The sequence below is a fragment of the Halorubrum sp. 48-1-W genome, assembly GCF_003287355.1.
GTDB lineage: Archaea > Halobacteriota > Halobacteria > Halobacteriales > Haloferacaceae > Halorubrum.
This window is the reverse complement of the sequence record NZ_QMIM01000003.1, coordinates 105,617-127,524: the sequence shown is the minus strand read 5'-3', so window position 1 is coordinate 127,524 and position 21,908 is coordinate 105,617. Positions and strand designations below refer to the sequence as shown.

At 58.1% G+C, this 21,908-nt stretch carries 21 protein-coding genes; 7 read left to right on the top strand and 14 right to left on the bottom strand.

The annotated features are described in order from the left end of the window. Positions 1–69: 69 nt before the first annotated feature. The gene (locus tag DQW50_RS02495; protein ID WP_241964312.1) at positions 70–1,158 is read left to right on the top strand and encodes an endonuclease NucS domain-containing protein; all 1,089 of its coding nucleotides are present in this window, start codon (positions 70–72) and stop codon (positions 1,156–1,158) included. A 90-nt stretch (positions 1,159–1,248) separates the two neighbouring features. Here the strand turns inward: DQW50_RS02495 and DQW50_RS18790 are convergent, their stop codons facing one another. The 3 genes from DQW50_RS18790 to DQW50_RS02480 all read right to left on the bottom strand — a co-directional run bounded on the left by DQW50_RS18790 (position 1,249) and on the right by DQW50_RS02480 (position 3,394). After that, entirely contained in the window at positions 1,249–1,485 is a 237-nt protein-coding gene (locus DQW50_RS18790) for a hypothetical protein (protein WP_112077731.1), read from the bottom strand. Positions 1,486–1,655: 170 nt separating this feature from the next. Then, positions 1,656–1,940: a DUF3006 domain-containing protein gene (locus DQW50_RS02485; protein WP_112077730.1), complete on the bottom strand. Its 285-nt coding sequence runs from the start codon at positions 1,938–1,940 to the stop codon at positions 1,656–1,658. Positions 1,941–1,942: 2 nt separating this feature from the next. Further along, on the bottom strand, positions 1,943–3,394 hold the full coding sequence (locus DQW50_RS02480; RefSeq protein ID WP_112077729.1) for a lamin tail domain-containing protein: 1,452 nt from the start codon (positions 3,392–3,394) through the stop codon (positions 1,943–1,945). A gap of 186 nt (positions 3,395–3,580) precedes the next feature. Here DQW50_RS02480 and DQW50_RS02475 point away from each other — a divergent pair, with 186 nt between their 5' ends. After that, a complete protein-coding gene (locus DQW50_RS02475; protein WP_127341303.1) occupies positions 3,581–4,429 on the top strand; it encodes a hypothetical protein in 849 nt (282 codons plus the stop codon). 49 nt (positions 4,430–4,478) lie between these two features. Here the strand turns inward: DQW50_RS02475 and DQW50_RS18785 are convergent, their stop codons facing one another. From DQW50_RS18785 to DQW50_RS17565, 10 genes are all read right to left on the bottom strand, one after another. Beyond that, positions 4,479–4,856, bottom strand: a complete 378-nt coding sequence (locus tag DQW50_RS18785; protein WP_112077727.1) for an HNH endonuclease — start codon at positions 4,854–4,856, stop codon at positions 4,479–4,481. A 74-nt stretch (positions 4,857–4,930) separates the two neighbouring features. Next, the gene (locus tag DQW50_RS02465; RefSeq protein ID WP_112077783.1) at positions 4,931–5,641 is read right to left on the bottom strand and encodes a DNA-binding protein; all 711 of its coding nucleotides are present in this window, start codon (positions 5,639–5,641) and stop codon (positions 4,931–4,933) included. A 4-nt stretch (positions 5,642–5,645) separates the two neighbouring features. Further along, complete coding sequence (locus DQW50_RS02460) at positions 5,646–6,731, bottom strand: replication factor A (protein WP_198664577.1); 1,086 nt, start codon at positions 6,729–6,731, stop codon at positions 5,646–5,648. A 436-nt stretch (positions 6,732–7,167) separates the two neighbouring features. Then, positions 7,168–8,703, bottom strand: a complete 1,536-nt coding sequence (locus DQW50_RS02455) for an AAA family ATPase (protein ID WP_241964311.1) — start codon at positions 8,701–8,703, stop codon at positions 7,168–7,170. 277 nt (positions 8,704–8,980) lie between these two features. Beyond that, on the bottom strand, positions 8,981–10,903 hold the full coding sequence (locus tag DQW50_RS02450; RefSeq protein ID WP_112077726.1) for a hypothetical protein: 1,923 nt from the start codon (positions 10,901–10,903) through the stop codon (positions 8,981–8,983). Beyond that, a complete protein-coding gene (locus DQW50_RS02445; RefSeq protein ID WP_112077725.1) occupies positions 10,903–13,227 on the bottom strand; it encodes a VirB4 family type IV secretion system protein in 2,325 nt (774 codons plus the stop codon). Before DQW50_RS02445 ends, DQW50_RS02450 begins: the two co-directional genes overlap by 1 nt. After that, positions 13,224–14,873 (bottom strand): hypothetical protein, encoded by a 1,650-nt coding sequence (locus DQW50_RS02440; protein WP_112077724.1) that lies wholly within the window; start codon positions 14,871–14,873, stop codon positions 13,224–13,226. Before DQW50_RS02440 ends, DQW50_RS02445 begins: the two co-directional genes overlap by 4 nt. Next, positions 14,851–15,336, bottom strand: coding sequence for a hypothetical protein (locus tag DQW50_RS02435; RefSeq protein ID WP_112077723.1), 486 nt, complete (start codon positions 15,334–15,336; stop codon positions 14,851–14,853). Before DQW50_RS02435 ends, DQW50_RS02440 begins: the two co-directional genes overlap by 23 nt. Then, the gene (locus tag DQW50_RS18055; RefSeq protein ID WP_198664576.1) at positions 15,333–15,521 is read right to left on the bottom strand and encodes a hypothetical protein; all 189 of its coding nucleotides are present in this window, start codon (positions 15,519–15,521) and stop codon (positions 15,333–15,335) included. The genes DQW50_RS02435 and DQW50_RS18055 overlap by 4 nt, the downstream gene beginning before the upstream one ends. 113 nt (positions 15,522–15,634) lie before the next feature. Next, positions 15,635–16,300 (bottom strand): hypothetical protein, encoded by a 666-nt coding sequence (locus DQW50_RS17565; protein WP_127341302.1) that lies wholly within the window; start codon positions 16,298–16,300, stop codon positions 15,635–15,637. A gap of 340 nt (positions 16,301–16,640) precedes the next feature. Between DQW50_RS17565 and DQW50_RS02420 the strand changes: the two genes are divergently transcribed. From DQW50_RS02420 to DQW50_RS02405, 4 genes are all read left to right on the top strand, one after another. After that, a complete protein-coding gene (locus DQW50_RS02420) occupies positions 16,641–17,189 on the top strand; it encodes a hypothetical protein (RefSeq protein WP_112077720.1) in 549 nt (182 codons plus the stop codon). A gap of 118 nt (positions 17,190–17,307) precedes the next feature. After that, the gene (locus tag DQW50_RS18050) at positions 17,308–19,638 is read left to right on the top strand and encodes an Ig-like domain-containing protein (RefSeq protein WP_198664575.1); all 2,331 of its coding nucleotides are present in this window, start codon (positions 17,308–17,310) and stop codon (positions 19,636–19,638) included. After that, positions 19,635–20,138 carry a hypothetical protein gene (locus tag DQW50_RS02410; RefSeq protein ID WP_112077719.1) on the top strand — a complete coding sequence of 168 codons (504 nt, stop codon included), beginning with the start codon at positions 19,635–19,637 and terminating at the stop codon, positions 20,136–20,138. Before DQW50_RS18050 ends, DQW50_RS02410 begins: the two co-directional genes overlap by 4 nt. Continuing rightward, positions 20,135–20,869, top strand: coding sequence for a DUF192 domain-containing protein (locus DQW50_RS02405; protein ID WP_112077718.1), 735 nt, complete (start codon positions 20,135–20,137; stop codon positions 20,867–20,869). Before DQW50_RS02410 ends, DQW50_RS02405 begins: the two co-directional genes overlap by 4 nt. 69 nt (positions 20,870–20,938) lie before the next feature. On the opposite strand, the gene DQW50_RS02400 is transcribed toward DQW50_RS02405, so the two are convergent. Next, positions 20,939–21,193, bottom strand: coding sequence for a hypothetical protein (locus DQW50_RS02400; protein ID WP_112077717.1), 255 nt, complete (start codon positions 21,191–21,193; stop codon positions 20,939–20,941). An 11-nt stretch (positions 21,194–21,204) separates the two neighbouring features. Between DQW50_RS02400 and DQW50_RS17560 the strand changes: the two genes are divergently transcribed. Next, positions 21,205–21,741 (top strand): hypothetical protein, encoded by a 537-nt coding sequence (locus tag DQW50_RS17560; RefSeq protein ID WP_120083793.1) that lies wholly within the window; start codon positions 21,205–21,207, stop codon positions 21,739–21,741. Positions 21,742–21,908 lie beyond the last annotated feature (167 nt).

The window sequence follows — 21,908 nt, the reverse complement described above, 5'->3', positions numbered from 1 at the left end:
TGGCTATGCATAGGTTATGAGTTCGGTGATCGGAGAAAGCTGTTTAGTCCCACGCAGAGACTACGTCATATGATCTTCAGCGTAGATGAGGATAATGCGGCACTTGAAGCTCTGGAAGAGCAGGATCTCTCCGAGTTAGGAGTGTTGGAGCGCCAGGACCTCCAAGAGTGGACGATCGAACAGCCGCGTATCCTCGGTGAGGACTTGCAGATCATCACGTCGGAGTACGCTAACTTCCAGGACACGCGAGACCGCCTAGACCTCCTCGCTCTCGATCCGACGGGAAAGTTGGTCGTTATCGAACTCAAGCGCGACCAGGCTGATCGGACGACAGACCTCCAAGCCATCAAGTACGCCAGTTACTGCGCGACGCTGACCGCCGAAGACATACAGAGGGATTATCGTGAGTTTTGGAACGAACGTGACGACACGGAGTTGACGCCGGAAGACGTCGGTCAGACCTTTGCGGACTTTCTGGAAGGGATCGAAGAGGAGATCCCGCTGACGGGCGACGGCTGGGCTGAATTTGAACTCGACCAGAAGCCCCGCATCCTGCTCGCAGCGGGGAGCTTCGGTACCGAGATTACGGCCCCCGTGATGTGGCTAATCGAGGAGTACGGGATGGATATCACCTGCACGAAGGTCGAAGCCTACGAACATCAGGGACGGGTGCTCCTCAACAGCCAACAGGTCATCCCAGTCGCCGAGGCCGAGGAGTACATGACTAAGCGTCGTGAGAAGCAGGAGAAACAACGGGAGACATCGCGGCGTCCGGCGGCGATCAACGTCCTACTTGAGCGGGGGGTTCTGGAGCCAGGCGAGAAGATGTATTTCGACTCCCACCGTGTGCCCGCCGAAGCAGAGCGCGAGTGGTCAGAGGACGACAAGTTCTGGTGGGCAACCATTACCGGTGACACGGGTCAGAGCGATAACGTCCGATGGGACCACGACAAGAACCTATACTCGTTTACCGGCCTAACCAGGGAACTCCTGTATGAGCTCGTCGAGCGTGACCGTGACGAAGCCCTAAATGGATACAAATACTGGTGCCACCCGGAGTTTGATGGACGGACGTTGAGCGACCTCCGTAATAGTGATACCCTAGGTGAAGAGCGAGAAAGCAAGAGTACTGAGCCGACGATTCCGGTGGAGGAGTGAGGCTACTCACATCCGTCTCGTATACAGCCTGGTTGTGGTTCTTCTACTGGCGTGGGGCCGAGTTGTTCCCATCCGATCGATACTCGACGACTATGAGTCCGATTCGGGAACTGGTCGAAGGTCCCGCCACCGAAGGTCCTCGACAGTGCCATCCTCCAATTCCACACTGAATAGGTGCGAGTCACGCTGATCAGCCGTCTCCTGTCCAGCGTCATCTTCGAGAATGCCAACAACTCTTCCACGTCGTCCGTGGAGTCGGTCGTGATCGGGGTCGGTCTGATCGGGAATATCGATACGGACCTGATCGCCAACCTCAAATCGTCTCATAAATCCTGATTCCACATGGCTAACTACTGTCTGTTACGATCACTCCTGTCGTTCGCCTAGCTCTCAGTCGGGGTTGTGGATCATCACAAGTCTCACGAAGAACAACCGCCTCTCAACGTGAGAACGGTGTTATCATCCCCTGCAACAAGACAAGTAGTGGCACTACAGCCCTACGAGGACTCGTCGTCACTGGGTGGCCGTTCAGCAAGTCGATCGAAGCGAGACTTCGCCCGCTCCTTTCGATCCGCAGTCTCGGTGGCATCATACGACAGGTCAGTTACCTCCCCATCGGTGAGCGTTACCTCAAGCACGGCATCCGAATGTGCAGCTTCAGCGGGGAGATCCTCACGATCAAGGACGACTTCATCAACGACCTCGCCATCTGCTTCGAGCAGAATAACTGCGAGGTCGTCCTCAAACCGGTCGATCACGCCAGTAAACTGTTGGGTGGACATCGTCAGTAGGTCTCCTCAATCACGATCGTGCCGGCGCCATCGCGAAGGATGACAGTGTCACCGCCATTGTTCCAGACCGGGGTTGGCTGGCCCCAGTACAGTTCGTTCTTTGTATCGGTGCCGCTGCCCGTATAGATGGTGATTCGGTCTCCAGGGTCAAGTATGGTCCCCTCAGGGATCGTATAGGAGTGATCGGCCGCATCGGCGAGTACCCACCCAGAGAGACCGAGCGACGACGACCCCGTATTCTCGAAGGTAACGTACTCGCCATTCAGATTCTCGGCGTCATCGCCGTCCGCGTCAGCATTGATTTCAACGACAGTGAGGCGATCGGGCTCACTCGTCTCTGTCGTGGTGGTATCCTCCGATTCAGGTGGTGTCTCATCGGGGTTAGCAACTGGAGCCGTCTCGGAGCCATCCGCGTGGATCACGAGTCGGTCCGTAACAGTGCCACCGGTACCTGGTTCAATCGGGTCTCCAGATCTGAGCGCAGTCGCCGTCGTTGGTGCGTCCTGCTGTGTGGCGACCGTCACCGCCGACCCAGTACTCGTGAACGTAATCGTCCCCTGTGTTGCGGTCCAATACGTCGGAATAGAGCGGGATTCCAACCGTGCTAGCACCTCTTCATGCGGATGGCCGTACTGGGAATCGTACGCACTCGAGATAACGGCTGCTTGCGGTGATACCGCAGCAAGGAACGCCTCACTCGTGCTGGATTGACTTCCGTGGTGTCCGACAGCGAGTACTGTCGAATTGAGACTGTCCCCGTAGGTCTCCACGAGATACTCCTCGCTCGCGGTTTCCCCATCACCGGGGAGCAAGAAGCTCGATGCGCCGAACTGGAGGTGGAGCACCATACTGTTCTCGTTTCGGTCCTCATTCGCAAGATACCCCGCTGGTGGGGCGAGAATTCGGGCCTCAACCCCACTCATCTGGATCGAGTCCCCTGCCTGCGTCCGGTAGAGCGTCACGTTGTGTGCGTCGACCGCGTCGAGGTACTCCTCATAGGTTGCCGAACTTGACACAATGCCTGGATCATACACCGCACCGACGCCGTCGCCGGTGGCCTCGAAGTGCTTGATCACGGCGGCGTGCCCGCCAATATGATCCGCATCAGGATGGGAGGTCACGAGATGATCGATTCGCGTCACGCCTTGCGATTCGAGATACGCAATAACGCCCTCACCATCATCAGTCCAATCGCCAGTGTCAATGAGAATCGTTTCCCCATCTGGGCCGACTACAAGGGTACTCGACCCTTGGCCAACGTTCAACAGGTGAACAGACAGTTCGCCTTCAACCGCTGTCGCCCCGGTCGTACCAGGCGCTGTCGTTTCTTGCTCGTCGACAGTGGTGGTCGGATCCGGCCCTCCGTCGCTAATCCCACCAGAACAGCCGGCAAGGAGCACTATCCCTAGAACCCCAAAAATGGCGATGAGCCGTCGGGTAGACATACGCGAATATCGTTCAGCCCCGGATTAGTAGTTCTGGATGACCAGTCACGGTAGTTTTGTGGCCACTCCCGAATCGCTCGGTTGGGGTCAATCTTCTCTTCATCGCCCGGGACAGAGTCGCTTGACTGCCCTGGGTGACAGTCCGGACTGGGAATTCTCTATCATTGCGATGGGCCCTGACGGCGAGTGATCGAACCCGTGCTCTGGTTTATATACCAAGACGAAGGAAGGGATGCGTGTAGAACGAAAATGACTGCACCCTCCAATGGGAACGGGTCTCCATTCGACACCGCCCCAGACGCACCCTCCAGCGAACCGAAGTACTCGCCGGTCTCCGTCTCCGCGCTCCACGCCGCAGTCGGGCAGCGAGGCCTCCCGCCCGAATACCTTCCGCTCTCTGTCCGTGCCCTTGACGAACTCCAGCTCGCGCTCTCAGCCGCGCACAACGGGAACTTCCTCACACGCCAGCTCATCGGACAGGCAGACCGCTCGAAGTACCTCGATGTGCAACGCTACAGTCCGAGTGATGGCGACGATGACGAACCGGTCGGCTCCGAACTCGACGCGATTGACAACGCCGACGTGGGCAATCCATCAGCCAGTCGCGGCCCCGCCCACTTCGACGACATTCTCTTCCTGAGCGGACCGTACGTGCGAACGCTCCTCGAGGATGCACTGGGATACGCCGTCCCCGAATTTGTCGGCCCAGTCGACCGTTACACACTCACGCCATGGGCCGAACCGTCGCAACCGCCAATGGAAGACATCCGAATCGAGGTCGTCCCCACCGGCTCCGAACCCAGGCCCGAGGAGAAGCTCATCGCTGGCATCGACACCGATGCCGTTCGCGCTGAACTCGTCAGAGTCGTCATCGACGCGTTCAGCATTTACAGCAGTGAACCCGGATTCATGGATGCGATTGACTCTGTCTCCAGTCCGACACTCGCCATCCGTGCAGCGCCCCACGACGATCTCGTGATGGAAGAACCAGGTCCATACTCCGCGCCGATTCCCGGCGCGACCACACACGTCTAGTCCGATCTGGTGGGGTGGGTGAACCAAAACAGGATCGTCGTTTTCATGACTACCGAATCACCCATTTGATACCGCGCACGATTGCCCGGCCAACCACTCGAAGGACCCGTAGGGCATTGTGTTCGCCCCCATCGTACTGACTCCCGGTCGGGTGGCCGTGGATACCGTCGTGACAGTACTGGCAGACCGTCACAAGGTTCCCCAGGTGGTTCCACCCACCGTCGCGGAGTGAGATGAGGTGGTGTGCGTGGAGAATCGCCCCGCCGTCGCCGGCATGGGGCCCACTCCGCAATCCACAATCCTGGCACGTGTAGTTATCGCGTTCGTAGACGGCTTTCCGACGGGCGTCCCAGTCCGGTGGATACTTTCTGTCGTAGGTGCTGGGATCGTCGTATTTCGAGTTGATTCCAGAACTACGCCCGAACATCGCTCGTTAGTCCTCGTTCGACGTGTCGGCGATCGAGTCCTCGTTCGTGGAGCGAAAGTCTCTCTCCCCGGACGTCATCTCGATTCCTCTTCGGGTTTTTCGCCGTCGACGTCGTCACCCTTGGCTTCGGCTTCCTCGAGACGCTCCTCGATCGTCTTCGCGTCGAGCTCCGTCGCAGATTCGTCACCATCGAGGAGGTTCTGGAGCGCGAACGCCGCGACATGCGCGAAGTACGACCCATCATGGCCGTACTGTTCGCGAGCGAGTGCGGCTACCTTCGGGGAGGTCTCCCGCGCCGACTCGACACGCTCGAGTGTTCGCCGCGCTGCCTCGAATACCCAGATATCGCGCGTACTGATGTCGACGACACCGACGTCCTCGGGGACAAGTGAGACATTAATCGCTCCGTCGTCGGTCTTGTACGTCCGGGGCTTGCCGATGACCGCGAGGAACTCGGGTGGCTGAATCTTCTTTAACTTCTTGAGTGCCTCATGCTGGTACTGCCCGGCGTACACCCAGAACGTCCCAGTCGGGTCGACGACACGCACTCGAAGGTACTCCTGGTCGTCGGCTCCGACATCCTCGACGTCCGTGACCGTTCCCATGACACACACTCGGTTCGCTCGCACTCCGGTAGGGAGCGCAACGTAAACCGGGGCACGCTCGTCTTGCGAGGTCTTGAACGTGTATGTCGCTTCGTTCACCTCGGCCGCGAAGACAAGCTTCGCAACCTCACGATCTGGGACTGTTGCCCCCTGCTGTGATTGAGAGTCGCTTGTTGCCATGGTTTCAGTCGCCTCCAACGCCGCCCGCGTGTGCATCATACGAGCGCGGGAGATCCTCGATGGACGCAGCCGTGAGCCCCGGCCCATCGTAGTTGTGTTCTGCGAGCAGTTCCACGACTGCTTCTTCGTACCCATCCGAGAACGCTCTCTCCGGAGTCTCTTCGACTTCCTCGACGAGGAGATACCGCCCAAGTAGGGGGCCTTCGACGATGAACCGCCGCCCGATCAGAAGGTCGGTGAAGCGGTCGGAGACGACGGTGAAATCCAGGGCGTCGGCCGCCAGCTGCTTAGCCTCCTCCAAGTCGATCCCCGTGACCTCCTCGGTGACGCCACGAGTGAACAGGCATTCCTGGGCAGTGCGCCCATCGTCGATGACTGCTTTGATACGCAGGTCGAACTCGCCGTCGACGGCCCCGTGTTCGCTGCACTCACCGCCCGTGACGAGGCGAGTGCAATCGGAAGCCGAGCACCGCTTGATGAGTCCGGACTGACCTTGGATCGCGACGAAGAATCCTTCGTGTGTCGTGGTCATCGTCCCGACATCTGTCACGGCTTCCTCGCTATCATTCGCGTGCTCGATAATCTCGCTACGCGAGTTGATTTTCACCGAGTAGGAGCCTTCGTACTCCTCAACGACGACGTCTTTGAACGTGTAGGTCGTGTCTTCCTCGATGTCTGGTGGGTCCGACTTTGCCCACGCGGTAAACTTGAGCCGTCCGCTCTCATCGCCGATGAGGCCGACCTGGTGGATAGACTCGTGCTTCGGTTCCCAGATTTCGACGACCTTCGCGCGAATTGTGACCCACTCGTTATCGGTGGTACACTCAGCAAGAGGGAGAGGATCGTCGGTCGTTCCCCGTTCACTATCGCGTTGAGCCGCCCAGAACGCGTCAGTGTCGATGCCCACCTCTTTGAGAACGTGGCCTCGAACACTCTCGAACGCCTGGGTCCTCGGCACTCGATACGTGTTGACGTAGGAGTCGAAGAGCGTCGCGAGCGCGTCGACGTCATACTCATCAGCGCAGTCATCCGGCAGATGGGGAGCCAACTGCTCATGGAGTGACTGCGCGTCTTCTCGGAGGGTGCTCATATGATCTACGGCCTGAACTACGCTTTCTGGTAGTATAAAGAAATCCAGCAAATTTGGGTGTCAGCGCTGTTTTTTGGGCCGATACCCCCGGAATCCCGCCACTCTTCAACACGTCACCTTACCGGCGTGTCGCCACCAACTGAAACAACGTCCAGACACGGGTGGAGGTGTGAATGTAGATGCAGAATACACTTCGATAGCGGGGTGTCCCACCTTCGACTGCCGTCTCGCAGTCGAGAACAGGTCAACCCTCTACCGCAACCGCTCGATGCACAGCACCGCGAGGGGGAATGAGTGCGTCACTGCTGTCCTACGTAACAATCAGTACGGCTACAATACGAAGCGTAACGTAGGGGAGTTCGCGATGTCACGTTCACGCTGTGAGGTCCGGGCAGTACGGGATGAAGTGGAGAGGACCGATGGGTAAGAAGCGCTTCTACTGGTAGCCGATGGCCGAGTCGTCGGACCCGCCGTCATCATCTGCCTTCGAACGGACGGCGGCATCCCGATCTCGAGGGTCGTCCTCGTCGTTATCTCCGTCGTCGACGGTCGGGAGGTCGTCCGTCTCGGGTTCCAGCTCTGTCGCTATTACTTGGAGGTCCTCAGTCGATGGGAAGTCGTCACGAGTCAAAACGCGAGCATCGCGGTCAGCCGCGTTCCGTCGGGCCTCATCGACGAGGTCAGCGAGATCCGCTCCCGTCATCCCAACCGTATGCGTCGCGAGATTCGCGTACTCGGCATCCGAGAGCGACGACGGCACATCGGTCAAATGCGTCCGGAGGATGGCGGTACGGGCTTCCTCGTCCGGGAGGCCAATCTCAAAGTGTGCAGCCAACCGTCCCGGTCGAAGGATCGCCCGGTCGATATCACCCGGTCGGTTCGTCGCCGCAACCACGATAGCCTCACGGTCCTCGTGAGTGAGCTGCGCGAGAAATTCGCTGGTCACCTTCCGGTCCTCAGCATGCGAACCCTTCCCTGAGTATTCGCGCGCTCCGAACAGATGTTCGGCTTCGTCGAGGAAGATGACACACGGCCCAATCTGTTTTGCCTCGTCAAACAGCGTCTTGACCCGGTCACTGCTCTCGTTGATCCACATCGACGTCACGTCCGCTGGAGAGAGCTCGACGAACGGGACAGTGAGTTCGCCAGCAAGCGCTCTCGCGAACATCGTCTTTCCCGTTCCCGGCGGACCATACAGCATGATGCCGCTCTCAGGCTCGACACTGAACCGCGAGAAGCGGTCATCCCCATCGCGATGCGCCAGGAGGGGTTCGAGGACACGGCGTTCGAGATCGGCCTTCACGTCATCGTAGCCGCCGATGTCGGTGAATCGCTGCGGCGGGTGCTGCCAGTCGTACGTCAGGTTCCGCAATTTGGCCTTGGACAGGCTACTCCCGGTCGAGGAATGAGTTCCCGGCGGCCCATCGATGGATACGTCCTCGGCGACGACAGCATCGTTGGCGTTGTGACTGCTCGGGCTCCGATCCCCATTCGCGTTCACGGTCGTGTTCCGGGTCGGGGAGTAGGTAGTTGGGCCGGAGGGGATTCGTTCTCGCTCACGCTCTTTCTCTTGGTTGTTTCGCCCTTTGTCTGTCACCGTGATCACAATGTACGTCCCGACGAAGATAGCGAGTGCGTTCCCCACGGCAAACGGAATATTGAGCGCGTCCGAAAAGTCAGAAACCGGCATGTTCAGGAGGAAAACGTTCACACCCCCGAGCAAGAATACCGTGATGATGAACAGCAGTCCACTCACCCCGATCGAGGGGAGCAGCGGTCGCCCGAGGAACCAGAACGCTGCGAATATAGGGATGGACAGCGGCCCGTACACCGCGAGTCCCCCGAGGCCCGTCCAGAAAGGGTCGAGGACGGCTGGTGCGACCATCCACCCCCCTGCCATCACGACAGCTGCGACGAGCGAGGCTTCGATGAGGCGGCCACGCCGACCGTACGTAGGGAACCGGTCGTCCATTCGGACGAATCCGTAGACAAGGTCGGCAGCGAGGTAGGCGATTGTCGCAGCGAGTAGGGACATGTGTCGATTCCGGTATTGTCTTGATTTGTTGAGATGAGGCGATCGATTGTCGATTCAGCGTTTTTCGTGAGAAGATACCTGTGAACCGCGCGAAATCCGCAGTCGTTCAGAGTGAGTTAGGTAGTATATTCCGTGTTGCTATATAAGCCTGCGTACGAGTGAGCCGCTCACAGGGCCTAGGGACGACCGATCGACGACCAGGGGGGTGCTAACGCTACATCCCTCCGCTGTTGTCGCTGTTGCCTGTGCCTGTCTTACCTATCTCGCCGGTTTTGGACGCCTGCCCACCAGCTACACGGCCGAACTCTGAGAGTGTGTGGTTCGGGTTCTGATTGGGGCCGCCCGAGCCGATCATCGGCTGCGATGCCCGGCGACCCATAGAGTGTGCGAGATACGAGTTCCCACCGACACCACCGACCATTGCGGCTCCACCGGTCTTCGTCGCGAACTTCGCGCCCTTATAGACGGGGCGAGTCCCAGCCTTTCCAGCTCGGCCTACGCTTCTGGCTGTATCCACGCGTCCCTTCTTTTTCTGAATGCTGTCGATCTGGGACTGCGCCGCTTCGACCTCTTGGCCGGCATCATGCTGCTCGGTCTTCACGGACTTGAACTTCTGTGTGAGGTTGGCAGAGCGGGAAACCCCGTCCGTTCCCATATAGCTCATCTTCACGTCATTCGTGAGGGGGTCGGTCTTGAACTTCGGCGTTTGTCCTTCGACGGGCTCGGCGTCGAGGATCCCCTGCTCTTTCGCCTCGGCCATATCCATGTCGCGCGACGCCATTGAGTTCTGGAGGAACTTGGCCTGCGAAGCGGCCGCCTGTTCATCCTGTTGCGCCTCGTCCAGAGAGGATCTGGCCTCGCTAAGCTTCTGTGTCGTCCCGACGTGATCGAATTTCTGGGCTGGCTTCTTACCAGCGGTCTTCTTCGCTTGCCCTACCATACCCTTCGCTCGGGTCGTCATCCGACTTGCTAAGCCTGACCCACCTGCACCCACGTTCGCACTTCCGGCGCCTCCGGCACCTACACTCGAGGCAGACGCAGACGCGCTACCGCCCGATGCACCTCCAGCAGTTCCACCGGCCGCCGCGCCACTACCGCCGCTACCGCCTGCTGCACTGCCGGCCGCGGACGCACCGCCGCCTGCTGCACCGACAACGGCGCCACCGACAGCCGACGTGACAGCCATCGTCGTGACCGCAGCGGCTTCACCAGCCCCGATGGGCTGGCCTGCCCACGAAATGAGCTTCCAGATTGTCACGATGAGCAGGACCGGGAAGATCAGCATTAGCGCAAGTTCGGCAAAAAGAAGGCCGGCATTCCCAATAAGGCCAGTCTTTGCGGTCTGGAGAATCGCGCCGGCCTCGATGACCTGGAACGTCAGCACAATAATGGCGATTACAGGTCCAGCCAACAGAGAAAACACACCCATCCGCATGAACGTCGCGCCGACGCTGCCGACGGACTTCAGCGGGCCTCGTCCTGCAAACCAGACAACCGCGAAGAACGGCGTCCCGATGTAGGCCATCCAAACCATGAACCAGCGCAGGAGCAGAAAGAATATCGACAGTATTAGCGCCAGGACTGCGAGAATCGCAGCGACTACCGAGACAATGAACTTCAGCGCCCACACGCCGGCTGTAGTGGAGCCTCCAAGAAGCCCGTTCCCGTATCCGTAGTTCACACCCGGAGCACTTGGGTCAAGATCTAGGATGGCGACCGTTACAGCGTTTGTTGCATCAATCGCGAACCCCCATGCCGGCTGGGAGATGCCAATAAACAGCAAGATCATCACGACACGGACGACGAGGTCCAACAACCCGGATTCACGATCTTCGCTGAACGGCCACGCGATGAGCGCGAGCGCGATCATTATCGGAAGCAAGACAAGCGATATCTCGAATATTCCAGTCCACGCGTTGGCCGCCGTCGCTGATTCATATGGGTTCGGGATCTTCAACAGACCCTTGATGAGTTCGTCCGTCAGTGCGGTCGACACTTCGATCGCAATCGCTTCGGCCAAGTCCGCAAAGAACCCGAAAATCGCCTCCGCTATCGCCTCGGGGATGTCACCCAGCCCGAGTTGGAGAGGGACGAACGTCATCAGCAGGAGCGGCTCGACCGGTATCGCCATCGCCATTAACGGTCACCAGAGCCGGATGTCAAGGAGTTCGTCGTGTCGTCGTCAGCGATACTCTCGGGCTGTTCCTGCGTCGTTCTGTCTTCTGCGAACGCACTCGACAGTTCCATGTCCAGCTCCCGATTCGACACCGGAGGCATTTCGGACGTCTCGAAATCGGGCTCCGCATTGGGATCAACTTCACCGGGGCGCATCGGTCCCTCGATTTCCTCAATGTAGTCCCACGGGTCGAGATTGTCGTCGATCATGTAGTGCTCGAAGTCACCGGAATGGATCTCGAGACGGCGGCGCCCGTGCTTTGTCGTCGACAGCAAACATCCGGAGTATCCGGACTCCTGTCCACGTGGAGCCGATTGGAGGTACTTCACCTCAGCCGGAGAAAGATCGAAGTACTCCTTCGTCGCGTCCGACACAGACTGTGCATAGAACAGGAGTTTGATGTCGCAGTTCTCATAGATTTCGCGGCGAGCGTCCGTCCGCATAAACTCGTGAGCCGTCTGACTCATCAGGGTGAGGCCCGCGTCGTAGTGGCGTGCGTGCCTGATGAAGAGATTGATGAGATCCCGCGTCGATTCACGCCCCAGTAGGTAGTGGGCCTCATCGAAGGTCACGTCGAAGCGATCTGGCGACCGTTTGGCCTCGAGGTACGCCCACTGGAGCATCGCATGGAGGATCAGCGGCATCTCGCCTGTATCGGCAAACGAACTCATGTCCATCACGACGAGACGCGAGTTCAGTTCGAGGTTTGTTTGACCGTTCAGGTTCGCGTTGATACCACCTGGCTTGAACGACTCGAACTTTGGTTCCAGCGCCTTCGCGACCTCCTGGTGCTTCTTCGAGGGCGTGATTACTGCCATCGGCACAGAAATGTGCGTCTCCGTGACTGGGTTGCCGTCCTCGTCGAGAATGTCCAACTCTTGGAAGTGCTCGAGCACCGCCCCGTCGACGAGGTCCGATTCGAGCGCCTGCATGAAACCACCTTCTGTGATGATTTTCACACCCTGGATGAGATCGTCGATGATGGGTGATTCGTTCGCGTAGGTGTCGTACTCGCCAAGGATGATCCCCTTCGAGAGGTATGCGTAGTGCGTCGCTTGGATGAGCATACCCTCTTCCGCAGCAGGGAGCCCGCCACGGTCTTCGTAGTGGGTGTTCAGCATCTCTACCACGGAACGCACCGTGAGCGGGTAGGTGTCCTCGGACGCTCCAATCTCACCCGTGGGTGCTGAGATGTCCATCGGATTGACTTTCTGCGACCCACCAAAGCGGATGACCTCACCACCCAGTTTCTTCGCGAACTGTGGATAGTCATCACCCGCCGGGTCGAACAGGATGCACTGCACCGTGGGGTCAGTCAGCAGTCGGCGGTAGATTTCGAGTTTTCTAGCGTAGGACTTCCCAGAGCCAGTTTTCCCCGAAATAGTCATCCCGAATCCGGAGTGGGCGTAGCGGTCGAGGATTACTGGGCGCGATGTGTCGTCGAAGCCCATCATGATGCCGTCTTCGTCGTAGATCGGCGGCTCAACAAGGTTGAACAGCGTCCCGAGTGCCTCAAGCTGGATGGGGTGGACGTTCTTGATTGTGTCCGTCGCGAGAGGGACAATAGTCCCATTACCCTCGATCTGTTGGTGGTGCAGTACCGTCGTCTCGACGTCCTGTTCCGCGAGAATGGTGTCAACGCGCTCGCGCATCTCGTCGAGTTCCTCATGCGAGTCCGCGGCAAGTTCCATGTAGATGGCGATGTCAAAGACCTTCGTTGTCCCGCGAATCACGTCTTGGAGAATCCGTAGGAGGTCCTCGCGCTCCAATTCCTCTTGATGTGTGTCCGTCCGACCCTTTCGGGACTTGAGCGTGAGTGCCGTCGTGGTCTGCGTGTAGCGGCGCTGGAGTTGCTTGCGTGTCTTTGCCGGGTCTCGTGGTGTAATGTGCAGCGAGAGGCGGAGGTTTACGTCCGCAATAGTAAGCGGTACGAGCCACCCAAGGTTGACTTTCCGAGGGAAGGCCGTGACGGTCATGATTTGCGTGACCTTCTCTTCACGGACTTGGAACTCAGGGTGGCGCTCCATTGCTCGCGGCGCGACCAGTTTCTTGTCAAGCGTCTCTCGCTCTTCGAGGGATTCGGTAGGGGAGATGAGCGGAACTTCTTCGGCTTGGAGCTGGTAGGCCGCCCACTCGATGTTCTTTCGGGTGGCTTCCCGATCGAGGAGTTCTAGATATTCGAGTGCGACCTGGGTTTCCTTGCCGGAGAGATCGTCGATCGGAATACGTTCAGGCTCGTCTTTCTCGGGTCCGTTCTTTCCGAGGAGTTTCTCGAGAGGGTTCATTTTGTAACCTCAGATTCATTTTCAGTCGTCTCGGGGTCCGTGGTGTCAGCGCCAATATCAGCATCGGGGCCCTCTATATCGACGCCGTCGGTGTCGACCTCGACAACACCGGTATCAGTGTCACGACACTCATCGAGGTCAACGCCAGCGTCTTCATCGTCAGTGTCATCGACGGGGATGGAAGGAATGCCTGCGCCCCCACCGTCGGTCGCCACATCAGACGCGTCAGGGTCAGAGGCGACTACCAGGTTCGAGAGGTCCACCTTTTGTCGCGAACGTACCGCGAGGACGACAGCGATGAGCAGCGCGAAGATGCCCATCGCGTACACCTCAAGCGTGAACGTGGTCACGGCGGGATTCGAGTCCCAGTCTTGGGGATACGCTCCAAGGAACAGAGTGAGTGCATAGCCTGCCGCCGCGAGGCCAGCCACTGCGAGTCCCTTCGTTCTTCGCTCCGAAGGGAACAATACGACAAGACTCAGCACGAATCCAGGCAGACTCGCCGCAGCCGTCGCGAACGACACGGTCCGAGCCAGCCAGTAGATGTCCGTACCGCGTTCAGCGATATTCATCGACCAGATGAACGTTCCGAGCGCCCCTACACTGAGTATGAGGCTTAGGAGGCCCAGAAACACACCCGCATAGACCGCTCGCGGGACGACTGGGAGTGATCCATGTCCAATAGGCCCGATATTACGAGCGTACCAGCTCAGGATACGCGATTCTGCGACACGCTCAACGGAGTCTGGGTGTGCGTACCCACCATCACCAACCGCCGCCAGCGGGTCGGAATCAAATTCGGAATCTGGTTCGGGTTCGATTTCGGGATGTTCGTCGGAAGCGCGATCGAACTCGTAGTCACCATCCTCATTCGCCTCGGCCTGTGCCGCTTCTTCGGGAGTATAGGCTGCGTTGGCGACCTCCTGTGCCTTATCGGCCGGGAGTGAGAAGCTACCTTGTTCGAACGAGATAGGTGGCTTCTCTCCGTGATAGACTTCGTAGAGGACCTCAAGAACAGCCGGGCGAGTGTCCAGAATCTCGGCTTCCACCTGCGTCTGGGGGAGCTTCGACGCCACACGCTGGGCGCGGGCTTTCACTTCCTCGATATACTTAGCTTCGTCATCGACCTCAACGTCGTTCCCGCTAGGCATCAACGACTGGATCTGGGCCTTGAGGCCATCGTCAGCCTCCTCATCTTTAGCGACTGCAACCGCGAAGTAGAAGTCGCGGTCACGAATCTCCGCGACATCGACGACGCCCCGGAGCCACTCAGTGTGGTACTTTCGGCCGTAGTCGAGCAGCGGCGACTCATCCAACGGGTCAACGTCTTCCTCGTCGTCGCCCGAGTTGATGAGCATATTTTCGGCTCCCTCAAACTGCTTGAGGTAGGGTTCGGGATCGTATGTCGTCGTCATCGAGAGGATCTGTGTTGGGAACTGAACCCCGCGCAGGAACGTCAAGAACGATAGATAGAGGCTTTCTTTGCGTTCTTCAGAGAGGATTAGCCAGTCTCGAGGCTGTATCTGCATCACCATCGCATAGGTGGTAGGCGTTTCCACGACGCCGCCATCACGGACATTCTTGAAATCCATGAGGTCCAGCGTCGAACCGGCGTCTTCGTATTCAGTCATTTGTTTGTCCTCCATACGTCGCGATCGGCCAATCCGCGTCAAGGCCGTCGTCCGAGTCCGTTGGTTCGTCCGTCTCCGCGCCTGTCTCGTCAGCGTCATCACGAGCTCCGTCAGCATCGGCGACAACTGGCTTTGGGCGTCCCGTGATCCACGCCTCAAAGGGTTCGTGATACGCGAGATCGTCCTTGTTAGGCTCCGGAGGCTTCCAGACGTAATCCGTTCGCCCACGCAGGTGCCGTGCCATCGCTGCTGCATATTGCAGAGGGCGCTGTCCCGGCGGAGTGCGGCTATAGATGAACAGTCCCACGAGGAATCCGACGAACACCAACGGGAGCGTCACCAGCAGCGGGAGACCGATAGTGTAGAGTATAAGCGGGAGAATAAGAGGCGGCCCCATCGATTCGGCCAATTTGCGGGCCGAGACACCGAACATCTTCGAGGCGAGAAGATTAGATGCCACCGGAACGTCCTGGCTCATTTCGCCACCTCGTCAATCTCGGAGTCACTGTCACTCTCTGCTTCGGTCTTAGTGTCGGCCTCAGTCTCGGGTTCCACTTCGAGATCGGCGTCCGATTGATCAGGGGCCGAAACCACATGCTGGGTTCGGAGTGCCGGCGGCCACGTTCGTTCAGCAGCGAGAAGCCGCTGTTCGGCTTTCAGCATCATCCCACGCCAGGTCAGTCCGAGACCTTTCCGAACCGAATTTAACCATTCATACTCCTCTTGAGATGGGATATTGATTCGCGTATTGTAGTCCGAGGGACTCGACGACCGACTCATCGGAAATCACCGTCGTATTCGTCAGCATAGCCCTCGTAATCATAGCGCGGGTCGACCATATCCCACTCGTCGTGGTCGCCGTGGTGTCGAAGCACATCTTCGACATCCTCGTGTGCGTCCGCGGGGTGAAATGGTCCACCATCTTCGGCGGTCTGTGCCGCTTGAGCATCCCAACGCTCGTATTCTCTTTCCCGGGTACGTTCGGCCGCAACCGACCGCTGCATATGGTTGGGAGCGGGGGTGCGATTCTCCTGCACCTGAGCGACGGCAGCACTCACGTCAAAGTGCTCGGCATCCTTATGATCACTATCACCCTTGCTATCGACGTCACTACTGCCGTTCGCGTTAGCGTCCACATCCGTATCTGTGAAGCCAGACAGTGGGATTTCGGTCGTTGAGCGGGCACGTTGCCGTTCGCGAATCTGCTCGTGCAGTTGCTCGGTGACATTTGTTCGCTCGGTAGAAACGCCAGCGTGGTCACCCGGTCGAGAGTATGCAAGTTCTGGGTGTAACTCAACGAGGGCTTTGAGGAGGTCTATACTTTCTGCGTGTTTGGCTCCCTCAAGGAGGACGCCGCGCCATATCATCCCGTGCCGATCACGGAGGTCGCGTAGGCGGTCAGCTTCTTCCCGAGAGTACCAGTCGACTTGAATTTCAGGCATGGGAGGGTGCTCGCATTTCCGGGCTAGAGGACGTGCCCTGTTTGGAGCTCACCGGACAGACGCAGTCACCCTCGCACGTATCGTCACGTGCAGGCGACTCGCGCTCGTCCTGGAGGGGCGAGCCGTCACTCGACGTATCGGTGAGCGACTGAATTTTAGCAGGACTTGCCATCGGCCTTCATAAGCAGCAGGCAGTTAAGGACTTTTCAAATCTACAACAACTGTGGCGAATGTAGCGCATGTGGAGGGTGTAGGTAAAGAGAATATTTAGTCGCAGATAGCCTCAGATTAGCCACTCCAAGCGTCGTCGACACCGCTGGCGACGACAGAACACCATCTCATGAACCCCCTCCAACTAGAGGCGCTTGAACTGTTTATCGACTGGCTCATTCCCGTCGGTGGAGTACTGTCGGTAAGTACCAATGTTTCCCATCTTACAGGAACATACATTCGAGGAATCACCAGCCCATTCGTACCACTCGGATGGTATCGGGCCATCTCCACGTTCACGCGTATACTAGCAGAACTCGTCGGGTACAGCTACGGTCCTCTCCTACATCCTGTCGTTGATACTGCGGCGAGCGCACTCCTGCATACCGACACCCACACACAGCAGGCATCGGTTATCCCACTCCAGAGTGGCCCCGACCTCAGCACGCTTATTTCCGATCTAAAGGCCGCTGTTACACTCCCTGGTTGGGTCGGGAGCGCACTCAAGTGGACGGGTCTTATCACGCTTGTCATCGGCATAATTGCGTACTTCATCAGCCCGTCCGTCAACAACCGCCGTCGAGGGTTCGCGATGGCAACAACCGGGCTCGTCCTCACAATCATTGGGTTCGCCTTCCCGATCTTCATCAGCCTGATCCACTATGTCCTCTCAGGCTGATTCACGTCGAGACGGAGAGACTGGATCGGCACACGAGGACAGTTGGGCCGATAGGCTTAGACGACGTATATACGCTATCTACGCCGCGTGTGTAGCGAAACTCACTACCACAACTAGTGTGGGGATGAAGGCCACCGCGAACGCTTTCCGGGACTGGTCACACGGATTCCGCATCCTCGTGATGGTCCTTTTAGCGACCAGCCTCGTGATCGCACCCGTCACCGTTGTCTACGCCGCAGGTATCGGCCCAATCTATGACATTCCGAGTCCCGAGACTGGCGTCGATAAGACCTACGACGAAACCTATCGTGTTCTCGCGAACAACGACGCGGATGTCGATCCCGCAGATGTCAGTTACACCGGCTATTTCGAGAACGACTACCCGGCCTACCCAGTCGACCTCGGGCGGGCTACACTGTCACCCTCGCAATCGCTTCGGTATTCCACAACAAGCGATGTCTACATCACGGACCTCTCCGATTACAACGCGATTCCCATCCAGGATGAGTGGAAACCCTACTCCAGCATGCCGTTCTACACAGAAACGCAGTTTATCAACGTACATGCCAACAACACCTACGACGGGCCTAGGAGCAACGATGGTGAGTGGTTCGTGCGTGCCACCAACCAGTACGGTGAGTGGCGACCCGTCTACAACGCCGACGTGAAATGGGATCCAGACACCGAAGAACTCTACGTCTCAAACCCTGATGACGCCCTCGTTCACCAGGCCAAACACGAGAGCATCATCTCACGGAACCTCCACGCGGCCGAACAATACACGAAGTACGCGCAGGACTCAGATCGGATCGCCATCCCGAGAATGAACGGCAGGGAGCTTTACCCCACCTCGAGCGGCGCGAGTATGTCCCGAAAATGGGGACAGAGCGACTTCAACACAGTCCGCAAGGCATGGGTCGGCATCAACGACCTCTTTGGCGGTGCCTGGTATCGTGATAGATACGTTTCCGGGTCAACCCCGACCCGGGGTGCGTACGTTCCCTACGACCACCGGGCGGTTGCCCCAGCGGATTTTAGTCGAAGTGCCACGTGTACGAGATCGCACACCCACGGTGGCAGTACCCACACCCACACATACCCGAAGACCGAGTGGGCCGAATACGATCTCCTCGATTCGACGGCGAACGTCACATCCGTCCGACTCGATCGTCCCGGATTCACGGGCGAGTCCGAATGGAACCGATTCGGTAAGGTAACTTGGATCGCGATTGAATCTATATCGAGTAAAAATCTCGAATATCCTCGAGGGGACTACACCCTGACGGCGACCCTCGAAGTCACCAGCGAAGTCGAAACTCGGTGGGGTGTCACCAGCTCGAAATGCAGTGAATGGTCGCGAACGAGTGTGAGCACAAACACACACACGACGAAATACAGCGTCCCCGTCACCATCACGGACTGGGATTCCCCGAATCTCGAGATCGATGTCGCTCACATCGACGGCGCTGGTCACGACCGCCTCGCCGTGAGGTGGAAGGGCAATCAAGACTTCCCGAGCGACCCTTGGAGAAGAATCAGTGTCAATATCGACAACAAAACCATCCACCTCACCTCTCCGTGGCGGTTCTACGGTATCTCTCGCAACGACGAGGTAGAAGTCCTCACCGGAGGCGGGTCAACCTCCCACAACGCGACGCACACCCACAACGACCGCTGGCCTGCCATCTACCGCTACGAGACAGGCGTCGCCAACGTCACCGCCGCTTTCCCACAGAAGGGTGAAGACAACCAGGTATGGGGATACACGAAGACCGTCGATAGCCAAGTTTCGACGACGCTCCCAGGAGCACCACTTCCTGCCAACGTCAACGATCCCGATAACGATCAGCCGACCGACCTCTACAGACATCACGTCATCGACGTCAGATCGAGTGATCTCGACACAGGTGAAGCTGTCACCGTCGACGCCTCGAATCCGTTCGGTGCTCCACTCGACGGGAAGACAGTCTCCGGCGAAGACCAGCTCGAAGTCTATAGCCAACCATACGAGTCAACCGTCCTCCAGATGACAGAGGTTAATGTCTCGTCTACCGGCGCGGATCACGATGGCGTCCTCGTTCTCACGGACACTGACGGCAACTCCATCAAAAATAAGGAAATCACTGTCACCCAAGATGACGGAACGACATCGACGGTTACGACTGACAATAATGGCCGTGCCAAGATCGCGTGGGACGGATCGGTTCTCCGCGCTCGCTACGACGGCGACGTGTTTTGGTCACCCGGCGACCCCTACTACAAGGGTGACCGACTCCTCTATATCCTGCCGCCCTCACCCCTCGATTTCGAGGCCGTTGGCGCAGTCGGGGAATACATCTCGGCATCAATCAGCAATGTTCTCATCTTCGTCGAGTGGCTCGCCCTCGGGATCTTCGCCGTGTGGTGGGTGCGGATGCGTCGTCGCACCAGCAAGGGGAAATCAGGATGAGCAAGGTTAGTGAATTTACTGAGCCCGCAATCGAACTCCTCGAAATCGCGACCATTATCGGGCGCTACGGAACCCTCATTGCGCTCGTCATCGGTATCATCGGCTGGTGGGGTTACGCGAAAAGTCCTCGAGCGATGGCCCGCTTCCGGGGGATGGCCGTCGGTGGCGGAGCCGGCTACATAGCGATCGTCGCTATCGACGTCATCTACGAGGTTCTCGTGTTCATCCTCGGAAGCAAGTTCCTCCCGGATGGGTGGCCCTACGGCGCCGTGACCGGCGTTCACGAAAGCAACCTCTCCCAGCTCGCCACCGCTCTCAGCATCGTCCTCCACAGCCTTGGCCTCGTCTTATTCATCATCGGTGTGACGTGGTGGGCGTTCGGCAGCCGCGATTCGCGTGCCGAGTCTCGCGGCCGTCGTGGGATCGTAATGGGGCTTACTCTCATCGGTGGAAGCATCGGAGGCAACGTGTTCAGCGTTTTCGCGTGGATTTTGCTATGACCGGCAACGGCCAACGCCCGGACGCCGGAAGAGATTGTGATGGAAATCTCGACCGCAGGCAAGAACAGGGATTTGATCAGGAGCAAGAAGAGTACGGCCCCACGAACCAACCGTTGCTCCCTGAAGACACAATCGCTCGGCGAATTGTTGACCGTCTCAAGAACCCCTGGGTCATCGCTATCCTCATCGTCGTTTTCGTACCGATGGTCGTATGGGTCGGCTATACTGTTCACGCAGACCTGACTTCTCCCGATTACGGGACTGCGACCATCTACGATGAGAGCGGCGACTACCTCGCGTCCGTCGAGGGAAATGTCGCCGCCACATGGCGAGAACAATACACCGGCCTCTCGAATACTGACTCCCTCGAAGATGGTCACGGGATGATTTTTCTCCACGACACAGAACGAGAACGCACCTACGTGATGCGGGACATGGCCTTCCCCATCGATATCATCTTTATCGACAAGGAGGGGCGGATCACCGTGATCCACCACGCTGAACTCAAAAACAGGGATCCCCTCACAGAGTACCGGGGCCAGTCGAAATACGTCCTCGAAGTCCCCTACTACTGGACCACCGAGAACGGCATCGACGTCGGTGATACCGTCGAGTTCCGGTGGGGCCCCCCGCGCACCGAAACAGGTGGGATATCGATAGCCTCCAGTAGCGGCCCTCACAACGATGTCCCGATCAATTCGAAACGCCGCCCGACGGCCAGCTCTCCGTAATACCGTGCTACGTCAGTGGGGAAAGGAAACCAGCGTGAAAAAGAACATGTTGTAGGTGGGTCGTTCGTCTCAGTCTGAGTCGCTAGGATGTGCGTCGGACATTGACGGAAGGTACTTGTTCTCGATCATTTCAGCCTGTGGGAAGTCGATTTTTTCAAGGATTTCGTTGATCGCTTCGTCGTACGACTTCTCTATCAGGGGGTTGTCGTTCTTGTAGGCGGTCAACCGCGTATGCGTATCCCGGTGGAGGCAGATGTTGATCGTCGTCTCGGGGTCGCGGTCGGTGTTATCACTCGAGGTGGGCTTGGAGCTGTTTGTTGGCACTGCAATCACCTATGGACAAGGAGGCACTGGAGGGTGTTCCAAGTCCAACAATTAGGTGTGCTATTGGTAACCACATAACTGTTCCGGTGAAAACCCCCGTAATCCCGCCCGTTGACACCCTGAAACCGCCGTTCTACATCTGCCACATTAGATGTAGTCTACTCTTCTTTATAATAGATTCTCACCTCTTCCCGGTGGGTAACATGAGCACCCTCCGAACAAAGAAACTCCTGAGAAAGCACAGCACATCCCTCGTCTTGGGAATCCTCGTCCTAGTCGTTTTCGTGGATCCAGTCGCCGCGCAGAGTGGGCCCCCAGCCGATTTCGAGGGTATCATGACCAATCTATACGACACCGTCCTGCTCGTTCTGAAGTACGCTGGCCTCGTGGCTCTCGCCTTTGGCGCGATCGTGTGGTTCACTGCCCGGAAAAACTCCGACCGCGCTGAGAACGGGATGTGGCTCATGATTGGTGGAATGAGCATGACGATTTTCTACTTCGGCGTCACGATCTTCGTGGCTGTCTTGGAGTGGATCGCCACCCCGTAAACCGTCTAGACGGGCTAGACGGTACGGACGCCTTCCCCGCTCGCCGCTCGTGTCCGAATTTCCAATTGTGGGGAGAATTAGGTCACAATCCAGTAGCGGCTGAATCAAACGACACAACACAATCCAAAATGACAACAAACAGTCCAATAGTGTGCCTATCTAACCGA

What these genes read in the sequence shown, in the direction of transcription:
- DQW50_RS18785 (WP_112077727.1), bottom strand. Translation starts at nt 4,856, where the DNA reads ATGTTCGGGCGTAGTTCTGGAATCAACTCGAAATACGACGATCCCAGC.
- DQW50_RS02485 (WP_112077730.1), bottom strand. Translation starts at nt 1,940, where the DNA reads ATGTCCACCCAACAGTTTACTGGCGTGATCGACCGGTTTGAGGACGAC.
- DQW50_RS18055 (WP_198664576.1), bottom strand. Translation starts at nt 15,521, where the DNA reads ATGCTGAAAGCCGAACAGCGGCTTCTCGCTGCTGAACGAACGTGGCCG.
- DQW50_RS02445 (WP_112077725.1), bottom strand. Translation starts at nt 13,227, where the DNA reads ATGAACCCTCTCGAGAAACTCCTCGGAAAGAACGGACCCGAGAAAGAC.
- DQW50_RS17560 (WP_120083793.1), top strand. Translation starts at nt 21,205, where the DNA reads ATGGACAAGGAGGCACTGGAGGGTGTTCCAAGTCCAACAATTAGGTGT.
- DQW50_RS02440 (WP_112077724.1), bottom strand. Translation starts at nt 14,873, where the DNA reads ATGGAGGACAAACAAATGACTGAATACGAAGACGCCGGTTCGACGCTG.
- DQW50_RS02450 (WP_112077726.1), bottom strand. Translation starts at nt 10,903, where the DNA reads ATGGCGATGGCGATACCGGTCGAGCCGCTCCTGCTGATGACGTTCGTC.
- DQW50_RS02495 (WP_241964312.1), top strand. Translation starts at nt 70, where the DNA reads ATGATCTTCAGCGTAGATGAGGATAATGCGGCACTTGAAGCTCTGGAA.
- DQW50_RS02420 (WP_112077720.1), top strand. Translation starts at nt 16,641, where the DNA reads ATGAACCCCCTCCAACTAGAGGCGCTTGAACTGTTTATCGACTGGCTC.
- DQW50_RS02455 (WP_241964311.1), bottom strand. Translation starts at nt 8,703, where the DNA reads ATGGACGACCGGTTCCCTACGTACGGTCGGCGTGGCCGCCTCATCGAA.
- DQW50_RS17565 (WP_127341302.1), bottom strand. Translation starts at nt 16,300, where the DNA reads ATGCCTGAAATTCAAGTCGACTGGTACTCTCGGGAAGAAGCTGACCGC.
- DQW50_RS02480 (WP_112077729.1), bottom strand. Translation starts at nt 3,394, where the DNA reads ATGTCTACCCGACGGCTCATCGCCATTTTTGGGGTTCTAGGGATAGTG.
- DQW50_RS02405 (WP_112077718.1), top strand. Translation starts at nt 20,135, where the DNA reads ATGACCGGCAACGGCCAACGCCCGGACGCCGGAAGAGATTGTGATGGA.
- DQW50_RS02435 (WP_112077723.1), bottom strand. Translation starts at nt 15,336, where the DNA reads ATGAGCCAGGACGTTCCGGTGGCATCTAATCTTCTCGCCTCGAAGATG.
- DQW50_RS02410 (WP_112077719.1), top strand. Translation starts at nt 19,635, where the DNA reads ATGAGCAAGGTTAGTGAATTTACTGAGCCCGCAATCGAACTCCTCGAA.
- DQW50_RS02460 (WP_198664577.1), bottom strand. Translation starts at nt 6,731, where the DNA reads ATGAGCACCCTCCGAGAAGACGCGCAGTCACTCCATGAGCAGTTGGCT.
- DQW50_RS18790 (WP_112077731.1), bottom strand. Translation starts at nt 1,485, where the DNA reads ATGAGACGATTTGAGGTTGGCGATCAGGTCCGTATCGATATTCCCGAT.
- DQW50_RS02465 (WP_112077783.1), bottom strand. Translation starts at nt 5,641, where the DNA reads ATGGCAACAAGCGACTCTCAATCACAGCAGGGGGCAACAGTCCCAGAT.